General features: G+C 65.0%; 13 protein-coding genes. 8 read left to right on the forward strand and 5 right to left on the reverse strand.

What is annotated here, in order from left to right; all coding sequences use genetic code 11:
- Positions 1–3 precede the first annotated feature (3 nt).
- Entirely contained in the window at positions 4–1,248 is a 1,245-nt protein-coding gene (locus tag CAG29_RS07120) for an FAD/NAD(P)-binding oxidoreductase (RefSeq protein ID WP_085583411.1), read from the reverse strand.
- Between the two features lie 136 nt (positions 1,249–1,384).
- On the reverse strand, positions 1,385–1,735 hold the full coding sequence (locus CAG29_RS07125; RefSeq protein ID WP_085583409.1) for a helix-turn-helix transcriptional regulator: 351 nt from the start codon (positions 1,733–1,735) through the stop codon (positions 1,385–1,387).
- A 104-nt stretch (positions 1,736–1,839) separates the two neighbouring features.
- On the opposite strand from CAG29_RS07125, the gene CAG29_RS07130 reads away from it, so the two are divergent.
- A complete protein-coding gene (locus CAG29_RS07130; protein ID WP_085583407.1) occupies positions 1,840–2,703 on the forward strand; it encodes an MBL fold metallo-hydrolase in 864 nt (287 codons plus the stop codon).
- A 6-nt stretch (positions 2,704–2,709) separates the two neighbouring features.
- Positions 2,710–3,684 carry a tyrosinase family protein gene (locus tag CAG29_RS07135; protein WP_256576798.1) on the forward strand — a complete coding sequence of 325 codons (975 nt, stop codon included), beginning with the start codon at positions 2,710–2,712 and terminating at the stop codon, positions 3,682–3,684.
- Positions 3,685–3,697: 13 nt separating this feature from the next.
- Here the strand turns inward: CAG29_RS07135 and bkdR are convergent, their stop codons facing one another.
- Positions 3,698–4,186 (reverse strand): Bkd operon transcriptional regulator BkdR, encoded by a 489-nt coding sequence (gene bkdR, locus CAG29_RS07140; protein ID WP_007988200.1) that lies wholly within the window; start codon positions 4,184–4,186, stop codon positions 3,698–3,700.
- 185 nt (positions 4,187–4,371) lie between these two features.
- Here bkdR and CAG29_RS07145 point away from each other — a divergent pair, with 185 nt between their 5' ends.
- The 5 genes from CAG29_RS07145 to CAG29_RS07165 all read left to right on the forward strand — a co-directional run bounded on the left by CAG29_RS07145 (position 4,372) and on the right by CAG29_RS07165 (position 10,654).
- Positions 4,372–5,607 carry a 3-methyl-2-oxobutanoate dehydrogenase (2-methylpropanoyl-transferring) subunit alpha gene (locus CAG29_RS07145; protein ID WP_085583403.1) on the forward strand — a complete coding sequence of 412 codons (1,236 nt, stop codon included), beginning with the start codon at positions 4,372–4,374 and terminating at the stop codon, positions 5,605–5,607.
- A 1-nt stretch (position 5,608) separates the two neighbouring features.
- Positions 5,609–6,667, forward strand: coding sequence for an alpha-ketoacid dehydrogenase subunit beta (locus CAG29_RS07150; protein WP_085583401.1), 1,059 nt, complete (start codon positions 5,609–5,611; stop codon positions 6,665–6,667).
- Positions 6,668–7,942 (forward strand): dihydrolipoamide acetyltransferase family protein, encoded by a 1,275-nt coding sequence (locus CAG29_RS07155; protein ID WP_085694077.1) that lies wholly within the window; start codon positions 6,668–6,670, stop codon positions 7,940–7,942.
- Positions 7,943–7,949: 7 nt separating this feature from the next.
- Positions 7,950–9,323: a dihydrolipoyl dehydrogenase gene (gene lpdA / locus CAG29_RS07160; RefSeq protein WP_085583396.1), complete on the forward strand. Its 1,374-nt coding sequence runs from the start codon at positions 7,950–7,952 to the stop codon at positions 9,321–9,323.
- A gap of 311 nt (positions 9,324–9,634) precedes the next feature.
- Positions 9,635–10,654, forward strand: coding sequence for a branched-chain amino acid aminotransferase (locus CAG29_RS07165; RefSeq protein WP_085583393.1), 1,020 nt, complete (start codon positions 9,635–9,637; stop codon positions 10,652–10,654).
- A 90-nt stretch (positions 10,655–10,744) separates the two neighbouring features.
- Here the strand turns inward: CAG29_RS07165 and dmeF are convergent, their stop codons facing one another.
- Positions 10,745–11,674 (reverse strand): CDF family Co(II)/Ni(II) efflux transporter DmeF, encoded by a 930-nt coding sequence (gene dmeF, locus CAG29_RS07170; RefSeq protein ID WP_085694079.1) that lies wholly within the window; start codon positions 11,672–11,674, stop codon positions 10,745–10,747.
- An 11-nt stretch (positions 11,675–11,685) separates the two neighbouring features.
- Entirely contained in the window at positions 11,686–11,961 is a 276-nt protein-coding gene (locus tag CAG29_RS07175; protein WP_085583389.1) for a metal/formaldehyde-sensitive transcriptional repressor, read from the reverse strand.
- A 621-nt stretch (positions 11,962–12,582) separates the two neighbouring features.
- On the opposite strand from CAG29_RS07175, the gene CAG29_RS07180 reads away from it, so the two are divergent.
- On the forward strand, positions 12,583–12,954 hold the full coding sequence (locus tag CAG29_RS07180; RefSeq protein ID WP_085656576.1) for a DUF6124 family protein: 372 nt from the start codon (positions 12,583–12,585) through the stop codon (positions 12,952–12,954).
- The last annotated feature ends 40 nt before the right edge of the window (positions 12,955–12,994 follow it).

Raw genomic sequence — 12,994 nt, forward strand, 5'->3', positions numbered from 1 at the left:
ATCTCAGTCGACTCTGGACAGGCCGGTCAGCCATTCGCGACCCTTGAGCATGCCGTTCCAGTAGAACCACGGCAGCAACGTCGCCTTCAGCCACCACGCCGAACGGCGCGGCACGGTCGGGTCGAGGGCGAAGGTCGGCAGCAGTTTGCCGCCGTAGCCGAACTCGGCGAGGATCACCTTGCCCTTCTCCACCGTCAGCGGGCACGACCCGTAGCCGTCGTACTTGAGCGGCAGCGGCTGGCCCTTGCGCAGGGCCAGCAGGTTCTGCGCGACCACCACGACCTGCTTGCGCACCGCCGCGGCGGTCTTGGCGTTGGCGGTGCCACAGATGTCGCCCAGGCCGAACACCTCGGGGTAGCGCGGATGCTGCAGCGTGTGCGGATTGACCTCGCACCAACCGGCCGCATCGGCCAAGGGGCTCTGCGCGATGAAGTCCGGGGCGACCTGCGGCGGCACGGCGTGCAGCAGGTCGAAGGCCTTCGCCTCGCGGGTGACGTTGCCGTCGGCGTCCTTGACCTCGAACCACGCGGTCTTCGCCGGGCCGTCCACCTTCACCAGGTTCGAATTGAACGCCAGCCGGGCGTTGTACTTCTCGATGTACTTCATCAGCGGCGGCACGAAGGTCGGCACGCCGAACAGCGCAGGTCCGGCCAGGTTGAACTCCACGTCGATGCCGTTCAGCACCGAAGACTGGAGCCAGTGATCGCAGGACAGGTACAGCGCCTTCTGCGGCGCGCCGGCGCATTTGATCGGCATCGCCGGCTGGGTGAACAACGCCTTGCCGCCGCGCAGGTTCTGCACCAGTTCCCAAGTGTAGGCCGCGTGCTGGTAACTGTAGTTGGAGGTGACGCCGTGCCGGCCGAGGCTTTCCTGCAGGCCTTCGATCTTCTCCCAGGCCAGGCGCAGGCCGGGGCAGACGATCAGGTTGCGGTAGCTGACGGTGCGGTCGTCGTTGAGGGTGAGCTGGCGCTTGTCCGGGTCGACGCAGGTCACCAGGGCCTGCACCCAGGTCGCCTGGCGCGGCAGCACCGACGTCATCGGCCGCGCGGTGTCCTTCACGTCGTAGGCGCCGCCGCCGACCAGCGTCCACGCCGGTTGGTAGTAATGGTGGGTGCTCGGTTCGATCACGGTGACTTTCAGGGTCGGGTCACGCTTGAGCAGGCTGGCGACGAAACCGATGCCGGCCGTACCGCCGCCGATGACCACGATGTCCGCACTGATGGAGGGGCCCCAGTGTTGGTCGTTCATTGCTTGTTCCTTTTGCTGCACGCAAGGATGGATGCGGGAGCGAGCCGGCGCGCGATGACGGCGCGACATTCGCCATCGACATGGCCTGAACCACCGCAATCGCGATCAGGCCCGCTCCCGCAGGTGCCGTGTTTCGTTATTGGGGTCCGGGCTGTTCCCAACTCTTGAGCACCGCGCCGCAGTACAGGCCCGAGAGGGTTTTCATCACCTGGATCACTTCGTGACTGGCGAGGCCGTAGAAAATGTACTTGCCTTCACGGCGGGTCGCGACCAGCCCTTCATCGCGCAGGATGCCCAACTGCTGGGACAGGGTCGGCTGACGCACGCCGGTCATCTTTTCCAGGTCGCCGACGTTGCGTTCGCCCTGGGTCAACTGGCACAGGATCAACAGCCGGTCCTCGTTGGCCAGGGCCTTGAGCAGCGAACAGGCCTTGGAGGCCGACGCCCGCAGTTGGGCGACTTCACATTCGGTCAGACTGGATTGCATTTGCAGGAAGCCTTCAACGTCACTTAAGCTGCGAACATTATGTTTTTACATAAAGTGTTGCAACCCATGACTGACATCTCGTCCCCTTTCACAGGTTCATCTCCATGCCCGCACTGATTGAAGCCTTCCTCGACCCCGTCTCCTCGACCTACAGCTACGTGGTCTACGAGGCCGACGGCGGTCAGTGCGCGATCGTCGATCCGGTGCTCGACTACGACGGCGCTGCCGGCCGCACCTGCACCGCCCAGGCCGACAAGATCATCGCCTTCGTCCGCGCCCATGGCCTGCACGTGCAATGGCTGCTGGAAACCCACGCCCATGCCGACCACCTCTCCGCCGCGCCGTACCTGCGCCGGGAGCTGGGCGGCAAGATCGCCATCGGCCAGGCAATCAGCAAGGTGCAGGACGTGTTCAAGGCGCTGTTCAACCTGGAGCCGGAATTTTGCGTCGACGGCTCGCAGTTCGATCACCTGTTCGCCCCCGGCGAATCCTTCATGATCGGCGGCCTCAAGGCCACCGCCCTGCACGTCCCCGGCCACACGCCGGCGGACATGGCCTACCTGATCGACGGCGAGCAGATCCTGGTCGGCGACACCCTGTTCATGCCGGACGTCGGCACCGCCCGCTGCGACTTCCCCGGCGGCGACGCCCATCAATTGTTCAAGTCGATCCACAAGCTGCTGGCCTTCCCCGCCAGCGTCAAACTCTACGTCTGCCACGATTACCCGCCGGCCGGCCGCGGCCCGCAGTGCCAGACCACCGTCGGCGAACAGCGCAAAAGCAACATCCATGTGCACGACGGCATCGATGAGGCGGCGTTCGTCCAGATGCGCACCCGGCGCGACGCCGGGCTGGGCATGCCGACGCTGCTGCTGCCGGCGATCCAGGTGAACGTGCGGGCGGGCAACCTGCCGCCGGCGGAAAGCAACGGCGTGACGTACCTGAAAATTCCGCTCAATGCCTTTTGAGGCGGAATGCCCGACACCTTTGCGATTCTTTTTCCCACGGGTGCCGGCGAAAGGGTCGAATTGAACGAAGCGTCCTCCATGCGGAAACTCGAATGCGCAAACATTCAATGGAGTTTTCGCAATATGGACATTCGCATCAACCACCGGGACATGACGCCGGATCAGAAATCCCGTTTCGTCAGGGCCGTCCTCACGCTGAAAAACGATGTCGACAGCGTGCTGCGGCCCGGACAGCAGAGCCGCTACGACGACTTCGTGCAGATCCACAAGAACTCGATGGGCAGGGGCAATCCGCTGGTTCCCAATCCCCACGCCACCCCTTTGTTCTACCCTTGGCACCGAGTCCTGCTGCGCCAGTTCGAACTGGCCCTGCAGTCCGCCGTCGACGCCCCCGACATCACCCTGCCCTACTGGAACTGGCAGCTCACCGGCGCCGACAACCCCTTCACCTCGGACTTCATGGGCGCCAACGGCGACAATCTGGACCGGCAGCACCTGATCAGCGGCCCGTTCACCCTGGAGGCCAACCGGTTCAGGGTCGCCGTATGGGACACCGACATCGCTCCCACGCCGGACAACATCAGTCTGCGCCGCAACTTCGGGCAGGCCGGCAGGCTGCCCGGGCCGGACGAGGTGATCGACGTGCTCAATCGCCCCTCCTACCAGCAAGATGCCAACGGATGGGAATTGGTCTCCCAACGCCAGTTGCACAATCCGGTGCATGGCTGGATCGGCGGCAACATGGCGGAAGCGTCCTCCCCCAACGACCCGATCTTCTTCCTGCACCACTGCTACATGGACCTGCTGTGGGAACGCTGGAAGCAACAGCACCGCAGCAGCGGCAAGCCATTTGCGGAGCCGTTGCTGAATCAGACCCTGGTCTTCCACCCGGACAACGAACCGGCGCCGTGGCCGCAGACCTTCACCGTACAAGAGACGATCGACACGCAAGCGCTCAACTACAGGTACGCCTCCGTCTGACCGCCCGTGGGGCTCAACTGCCCAAGGTCAACCCGTTCGCCGGCAGCGGCAGCGCGGTCTTGTAGCGCACCTGCTTGAGCGCAAAGCTTGAGCGGATGTTCGCCACGCCCGGCACCTTGGTCAGAAAGTCCATCATGAAGCGCTCAAGCGACTGGATCGTCGGCACCAGCACCCGGATCAGGTAGTCCGGGTCGCCGGCCATCAAGTAGCACTCCATCACTTCGGGGCGGTCCGAGATCGCCTCTTCGAAATGCTGCAAGGCTTCCTCCACCTGCTTCTCCAGGCTCACATGGATGAACACGTTGACGTGCAGGCCCAAAAGATCCGCATCGAGCAAGGTCACCTGCTCGCGGATCACCCCCAGTTCCTCCATCGCCTTGACCCGGTTGAAGCACGGCGTCGGCGACAGGTTGACCGAACGGGCGAGGTCGGCGTTGGTGATGCGCGCATTCTCCTGAAGGCTGTTGAGAATGCCGATGTCGGTACGGTCCAGTTTGCGCATGAGACAAAACCACCTGTTTTTTATGTTTATGCAGATTTTCTATCTGCAAATGATCTTCAGCGCAACGAAACACAGAGAAATATTCTTCTTGGCCGGGCCTATGATTGTTGTAGGACAAGAATTCTTTTACCGAAGAACGACTGTCAGCTCACTACAAGAAATTCACAAGATCGAGCGTAGAAGCCATGACCCAAGCGTATGAACCGCTGCGTCTGCACGTGCCCGAACCCTCGGGCCGCCCAGGCTGCAAAACCGACTTCTCCTACCTGCATCTGACCGACGCCGGCACGATGCGCAAGCCTTCCATCGACGTAGAGCCCGCCGACACCGCAGACCTGGCCCGTGGCCTGATCCGCGTGCTCGACGACCAGGGCAACGCCCACGGCCCCTGGGCCGAAGACGTGCCGGTCGAGATCCTGCGCAAGGGCATGCGCGCCATGCTCAAGACGCGCATCTACGACAACCGCATGGTGGTCGCCCAGCGTCAGAAAAAGATGTCGTTCTACATGCAGAGCCTCGGCGAGGAAGCCATCGGCAGCGCCCAGGCCCTGGCGCTGAACATCGATGACATGTGCTTCCCGACCTACCGCCAGCAAAGCATCCTGATGGCCCGCGAAGTGCCGCTGGTGGATTTGATCTGCCAGTTGCTGTCCAACGAGCGCGATCCGCTCAAGGGTCGCCAGCTGCCGATCATGTACTCGGTCAAGGACGCCGGTTTCTTCACCATCTCCGGCAACCTCGCCACCCAATTCATCCAGGGCGTGGGCTGGGGCATGGCCTCGGCGATCAAGGGCGACACCAAAATCGCCTCGGCCTGGATCGGCGACGGCGCCACCGCCGAATCGGACTTCCACACCGCCCTCACCTTCGCCCACGTCTATCGCGCCCCCGTGATCCTCAACGTGGTCAACAACCAGTGGGCGATCTCCACCTTCCAGGCCATCGCCGGCGGTGAAGCCACCACCTTCGCCGGACGCGGCGTCGGCTGCGGCATCGCTTCCCTGCGCGTGGACGGCAACGACTTCGTCGCCGCCTTCGCCGCCTCCGCCTGGGCCGCCGAACGCGCCCGCCGGGGCCTGGGCCCGACCATGATCGAATGGGTCACCTACCGCGCCGGCCCGCACTCGACCTCCGACGATCCGTCCAAGTACCGCCCGGCCGACGACTGGAGCCACTTCCCGCTGGGCGACCCGATCGCTCGCCTGAAGCAGCACCTGATCAAGATCGGCCACTGGTCGGAGGAAGAGCACGCCGCCGCCAGCGCCGAGATCGAGGCCGAAGTCATCGCCGCCCAGAAGCAGGCCGAGCAGCACGGCACCCTCACCAGCGGGCAGATCCCGAGCGCCGCGACCATGTTCGAAGACGTATACAAAGAGATGCCGGAGCACTTGAAGCGCCAGCGTCAGCAGTTGGGGGTCTGAGATGAACGATCACAACAACAATATCCAGCTGGAAACCGCCATGACCACGACCACCATGACCATGATCCAGGCCCTGCGCTCGGCCATGGACGTGATGCTTGAGCGCGACGACAACGTCGTGGTGTTCGGCCAGGACGTCGGCTACTTCGGCGGCGTGTTCCGTTGCACCGAAGGCCTGCAGACCAAATACGGCACCTCGCGGGTGTTCGACGCACCGATCTCCGAGAGCGGCATCGTCGGCACCGCCGTGGGCATGGGCGCCTACGGCCTGCGCCCGGTGGTGGAAATCCAGTTCGCCGACTACGTGTACCCGGCCTACGACCAGATCATTTCCGAGGCGGCGCGCCTGCGCTACCGCTCGGCCGGCGAGTTCACCGCGCCGATGACCCTGCGCATGCCCTGCGGCGGCGGCATCTACGGTGGCCAGACCCACAGCCAGAGCATCGAGGCCCTGTTCACCCAGGTCTGCGGCCTGCGCACCGTCATGCCGTCCAACCCCTACGACGCCAAAGGCCTGCTGATCGCCTCCATCGAAAACGATGACCCGGTGATCTTCCTGGAGCCCAAGCGCCTGTACAACGGCCCGTTCGACGGCCACCACGACCGCCCGGTGACCCCGTGGTCGAAACACCCCGCCGCCCAGGTGCCGGACGGCTACTACACCGTGCCGCTGGACGTCGCCGCCATCACCCGTCCGGGCAAGGACGTGACCGTGCTGACCTACGGCACCACCGTCTACGTGTCGCAGGTGGCCGCCGAAGAGAGCGGCGTGGACGCCGAGGTCATCGACCTGCGCAGCCTGTGGCCGCTGGACCTTGAGACCATCGTCAAGTCCGTGAAGAAGACCGGCCGCTGCGTCGTGGTGCACGAAGCCACCCGCACCTGCGGTTTCGGCGCCGAGCTGGTGTCGCTGGTGCAAGAGCATTGCTTCCATCACCTGGAAGCCCCGATCGAGCGCGTCACCGGTTGGGACACCCCCTACCCGCACGCGCAGGAGTGGGCGTATTTCCCAGGGCCGTCCCGAGTGGGCGCGGCGTTGAAACGGGTCATGGAGGTCTGAATGGGCACGCACGTCATTAAAATGCCGGACATCGGCGAAGGCATCGCAGAAGTAGAACTGTCGCAGTGGCACGTCAAGGTCGGGGATCTGGTCGTCGAAGACCAGGTGCTGGCCGACGTCATGACCGACAAGGCCATGGTCGACATCCCGTCGCCGGTGCACGGCAAGGTCATCGCCCTCGGCGGGCAGCCAGGTGAAGTGATGGCCGTCGGCAGCGTGCTGATCAGCATCGAAGTCGAAGGCGCCGGCAACCTGAAGGAGTCCGCCGCGCCGGCTCCGGTCAAGGAAGCCCCGGCCCCCGTGGCGCCGAAGGTCGAGGCCGTCATCGAAAGCAAACCTGCCGCCGCACCGCGTCCGGCCGCCGTTTGCCAGGGCCCGATGGTGGCCCGCGAGGCCGGCGACCGTCCGCTGGCCTCCCCGGCGGTGCGCAAGCACGCGCTGGACCTGGGCATCCAGCTGCGCCTGGTGCGCGGTTCCGGCCCGGCCGGCCGGGTGCTGCACGAAGACCTCGACGCCTACCTGGCGCAAGGTCAGTCGAACGCTTCGGCGCCTGCCGCCAACGCTTACGCCCAGCGCAACGACGAAGAGCAGATCCCGGTGATCGGCATGCGCCGCAAGATCGCCCAGCGCATGCAGGAATCCACCCAGCGCGCCGCGCACTTCAGCTACGTCGAGGAAATCGACGTCACCGCCATCGAAGAGCTGCGCGCGCATCTGAACGACAAGCACGGCGCCAACCGCGGCAAGCTCACCCTGCTGCCGTTCCTGGTGCGGGCGCTGGTCGTCGCCCTGCGCGACTTCCCGCAGATGAACGCCCGTTACGACGACGAGGCCCAGGTCATCCACCGCCTCGGTGCGGTGCATGTCGGCGTCGCCACCCAGAGCGACGTCGGCCTGATGGTGCCGGTGGTGCGCCACGCCGAAGCCCGCAGCCTGTGGGACAGCGCCGCAGAGATCGCCCGCCTGGCCAACGCCGCGCGCAACGGCAAGGCCAGCCGCGACGAACTGTCCGGCTCGACCATCACCCTGACCAGCCTCGGCGCGCTGGGCGGCATCGTCAGCACCCCGGTGCTGAACCTGCCGGAAGTGGCCATCGTCGGCGTGAACAAAATCGTCGAACGGCCGATGGTCGTCAAAGGCCAGGTGGTGATCCGCAAGATGATGAACCTCTCCAGCTCCTTCGATCACCGCGTGGTCGACGGCATGGACGCGGCGCTCTTCATCCAGGCCATCCGTGGCCTGCTCGAACAACCCGCGACCCTGTTTGTGGAGTGAGGCACGCATGCAAACCCTGAACACCACCCTGCTGATCATCGGCGGCGGCCCCGGCGGCTACGTGACGGCGATCCGCGCCGGCCAGCTCGGCATCTCGACCATCCTGGTCGAAGGCCGCTCGCTGGGCGGCACCTGCCTGAACATCGGCTGCATCCCGTCCAAGGCCCTGATCCATGTGGCCGAGCAGTTCCAGCAGACGCAGCACCACAGCCAGCATTCGGCGCTGGGCATCAGCGTCGGCGCGCCGACCCTCGACATCGGCAAGAGCGTCGAGTGGAAGGACGGCATCGTCGACCGCCTGACCACCGGCGTGGCGGCGCTGCTGAAGAAGAACAAAGTGCAGGTCATCAACGGCTGGGCCAAGGTCATCGACGGCAAGACCGTCGAGGTCGGCGACACCCGCATCCAGTGCGAACACCTGGTGCTGGCCACCGGCTCGAAGACCGTCGACCTGCCGATGCTGCCGATCGGCGGGCCGATCATCTCGTCCACCGAAGCCCTGGCGCCCACGTCGGTGCCCAAGCGCCTGATCGTGGTCGGCGGCGGCTACATCGGCCTGGAACTGGGCATCGCCTACCGCAAGCTCGGCGCCGAAGTCAGCGTGGTCGAGGCCCAGGACAGGATCCTGCCGGCCTACGACGCCGAACTGACCCAACCGGTGCACGAAGCCCTCAAGCAACTGGGCGTGAAGCTGTACCTCAAGCACAGCGTCCTGGGCTTCGACGGCAAACTGCAGGTGCGCGACCCGAACGGCGAAACCCTGAACCTGGAAACCGACCAGGTGCTGGTGGCCGTCGGCCGCAAGCCCAACACCCAGGGCTGGAACCTCGAAGCGCTGAACCTTCAGATGAACGGCGCCTCGATCAAGATCGACAGCCGCTGCCAGACCAGCATGCGCAACGTCTACGCCATCGGCGACGTGGCCGGCGAGCCGATGCTGGCCCACCGCGCTATGGCCCAGGGCGAAATGGTCGCCGAGCTGATCAGCGGCAAGACCCGCGAGTTCAACCCCACCGCCATCGCCGCCGTGTGCTTCACCGACCCGGAGCTGGTGGTGGTCGGCAAGACGCCGGACGAGGCCAAGGCCGCAGGGCTGGACTGCATCGTGTCGAGCTTCCCGTTCGCGGCCAACGGCCGGGCCATGACGCTGGAGTCCAAAAGCGGCTTCGTGCGGGTGGTCGCCCGCCGCGACAACCATGTGATCGTCGGCTGGCAAGCGGTCGGCGTCGGCGTGTCGGAGCTGTCCACGGCGTTTGCCCAAAGCCTGGAGATGGGCGCGCGGCTGGAAGACATCGGCGGCACCATCCACGCCCACCCGACCCTGGGCGAGGCGGTGCAGGAAGCGGCGCTGCGGGCCTTGGGGCATGCCTTGCACATTTGATTCAGGAAGATAGAGGGGGGTCAGTGATGGCCCCTTCGCGGGCAAGCCCGCTCCCACAGGTTTTGTGTCGTTCACACTGATGCGGCGGGCTGATTCCTACAGGGGATCAGGCTGCCCGCAGAATCTACGGTCACCGCAAGGCCTGTGGGAGCGGGCTTGCCCGCGATTTCTCAAGGGCGACACGATTTATCTGCCCGTCATCCGATAGTCCGGGCTGCGAAACCGGATCAGAATGAAGTATTGTTGTGCCCATCCAAAAAAACGTCAGAAGCCTTGACCGTTTCGACGGTTGTTCAGTGATAGAGGGTGTCATGGGTAACGAAAGCATCAATTGGGACAAGCTGGGTTTTGACTACATCAAGACCGACAAACGCTATCTGTCGTACTTTCGCAACGGCGAGTGGGACAAAGGCACCCTGACCGAAGACAACGTGCTGCACATCAGCGAAGGCTCCACCGCCCTTCACTATGGCCAGCAGTGCTTCGAAGGCCTGAAGGCCTACCGTTGCAAGGACGGCTCGATCAACCTGTTCCGCCCGGACCAGAACGCCGCCCGCATGCAGCGCAGCTGCGCCCGCCTGCTGATGCCGCACGTGTCCACCGAGCAGTTCATCGAGGCGTGCAAGCAAGTGGTCCGCGCCAACGAGCGCTTCATCCCGCCGTACGGCACCGGCGGCGCGCTGTACCTGCGTCCGTTCGTGATCGGCGTGGGTGACAACATCGGCGTGCGCACCGCGCCGGAGTTCATCTTCTCGGTGTTCGCGATCCCGGTCGGCGCCTACTTCAAGGGCGGCCTGACCCCGCACAACTTCCAGATCTCCACCTTCGACCGCGCCGCCCCGCAAGGCACCGGCGCCGCCAAGGTCGGCGGCAACTACGCGGCCAGCCTGATGCCGGGCTCCCAGGCCAAGAAGGCGCACTTCGCCGACGCCATCTACCTGGATCCGCTGACCCACAAGAAAATCGAGGAAGTCGGTTCGGCCAACTTCTTCGGGATCACCCACGACAACAAGTTCGTCACCCCGAACTCGCCGTCGGTGCTGCCGGGCATCACCCGCCTGTCGCTGATCGAACTGGCCAAGACCCGCCTGGGCCTGGAAGTGGTCGAAGGCGACGTGTTCATCGACAAGCTGTCGGACTTCAAAGAAGCCGGCGCCTGCGGCACCGCCGCCGTGATCACCCCGATCGGCGGCATCAGCTACCAGGACCACCTGCACGTGTTCCACAGCGAAACCGAAGTCGGCCCGGTCACCCAGAAGCTCTACAAAGAGCTGACCGGCGTGCAGACCGGCGACATCGAAGCGCCGGCGGGCTGGATCGTCAAGGTCTGACCTGACGCCCGGCAACGCAAAAGCCCCTCACCGAGCGATCGGTGAGGGGCTTTTTCATGCCCGTGCGTCAGCCTTTCGGCGTGCCGCAGGTCAGGCGCTGCGCAGTTCGACGGTCAGGTGCGACAGCTCATGCACCGGCGCCAGACGCTCGCGGATCGCCTCGGCGCTGACGCCGGCGGCCGCCACCACGCTGACGATGGCCGCCCGCGCCTGCGGGCCGACCTGCCAGACGTGCAGGTCGCTGATGCGCACATCGTCCGAGGCTTCCAGCAGCTCGCGGATCTCTTCGGCCACCGGCTCGTCGGTGGCGTCGAGCAGCACGGCGGCGCTGTCGCGCATCAGGGTGTACGCCCACTTGGCGATGACCACGGCGCCGACGATGCCCATCACCGGATCCAGCCACACCCAACCCAGATACCGGCCCGCCAGCAGCGCGGCGATGGCCAGCACCGACGTCAGCGCGTCGGCCAGTACGTGCATGTAGGCCGAGCGCAGGTTGTTGTCGTGATGGTGGTGATGACCGTGGTCGTGGCCGTGTTCATGATGATGCCCGTGGTCATGGCCATGATGCCCCATCAACATGAAGGCGCTGACCAGGTTGACCGCCAGCCCCACTACGGCAATCACCGTGGCTTCGCCGAAGGCCACCGTGGTCGGCTGGAACAGGCGCAGGGCCGATTCGCCAGCGATGCCGAGCGACACCAGCCCCAGCACCATGGCCGAGGCGAAGCCGGCCAGGTCACCGACCTTGCCGGTGCCGAAACTGTAGCGGCGGTTGCTGGCGTTGCGCCGGGCGAACCCATAGGCCGCCGCCGCGATGCCCAAGGCGCCGGCGTGGGTCGCCATGTGGAAGCCGTCGGCCAGCAGCGCCATGGAGCCGGTGATATACCCGGCGGCGATTTCGCCGATCATCATCACGAAGGTCAGCGCCACCACCCACAGGGTGCGGCGAGCGTTCTCGTCGTGGGAGGCGCCGAGGAACTGATGGTCGTGGGCGAAGCGTTGAGCGTTGGGCGTCATGGCGTGTGGGCTCACTTGGAATAACGGCGGATGGCTTGCAGCAACTCTTCCACGCCTTGGGCGCGGGCTTCGTCGCTGAGGTCGGGGTGGGCGACGTGCTCACGGGCATGGGCCTCGATGAACTGCTCCATCAGGCCGTTGACCGCCCCACGGATCGCCGCCATCAGGTGCAGGGTCTTGCCGCAGTCGGCCTCGGCCTCCAGCGACCGCTCCACCGCCTGCACCTGGCCGGCGATGCGCCGCACCCGGTTGAGCAGCTCGGTCTTGTGTTCGTGCGTGTGCGACATACCTATACCCCCTACCCCTATATTGGGCGCAATGATCGCCGTTCGGCCCGGGCCTGGCAAGGTGGTTTTCGGGGGAAGGGATGAATGGAGTGCCGCGAGATCCATGCTCCGGTCTCAGCCTGCATTACCTTTACCGGCGCCATCGCCAGCAGGCTGGCTCCCACAGTGGGTCTCGGGTGGATGCTGAATCTGAGTTCACCGCAGTACCCTGTGGGAGCCAGCCTGCTGGCGATGGCGTCAGTGAGGGCACCACAGGGCTGGACGGCCTGAACCCCCGAAAAATAAAGCATCATTTCAGCATCATCCGCCAGGCTACGTTGCCTTGCGCCTTTGCCTACAACTGCGCCAGAATCCGCCGGCTTGTGCGGTTTGGGGGGCGTCGGTAACTTGATTCGCGTCACTGAAGGGTCAGTGATCGGGTTTAGTCGCCCGACGTCTCACGAATTGTAAAGCAGCCATTCAGGCGGGTTTTTCAGTACCTGCTCTCTATGGTGGCTGTACGCAGGGCGCCTTCGGGCGCGCCGGATTCGTGAGACCTGCCGGTCGACTAACCTGCGTGCAGCCGCCTCCCCCTCGATTAGTCGCGACGGGTAGGCAGCCTTAATCTTCGAGGTCTCACATATGTTCAAGTACACGCCTAATCCACCAGAAACAGAAACTGACGAATCCGATCCAACCTCGCCCTACTCCACCCCCGACTCCCGCAAGCTCCACGAAGCCGCCGAGCGCGCCCTCGACCACTACCTCAAGCCCGAAGCCCCGAAACGACGAAGATCCCGGCCGATGTTCCTCATCGCCCCGGACATGGACCAGGAATCCCTGCTGGCCCACGCCTGCGAATCCATGGCCTCGGCCAACACCCTGCTCAACGACTTCGCCGCCCTGCTGGAACCGCCCTACCGCAACACCGTGCTGGGCATCGCCCAAGTGGTGATGCTCGGCGAACTGGCCGTCAACCGCGCCCTCGACAACATCGACCCGCCCAACCGCTGAGCAACCCCGTGGCGAGGGCGCTCGTTCCTCGCCACACACC

The sequence above is a fragment of the Pseudomonas sp. B7(2017) genome, assembly GCF_002112745.1.
GTDB classification, from domain to species: Bacteria; Pseudomonadota; Gammaproteobacteria; order Pseudomonadales; family Pseudomonadaceae; genus Aquipseudomonas; species Aquipseudomonas ekonensis.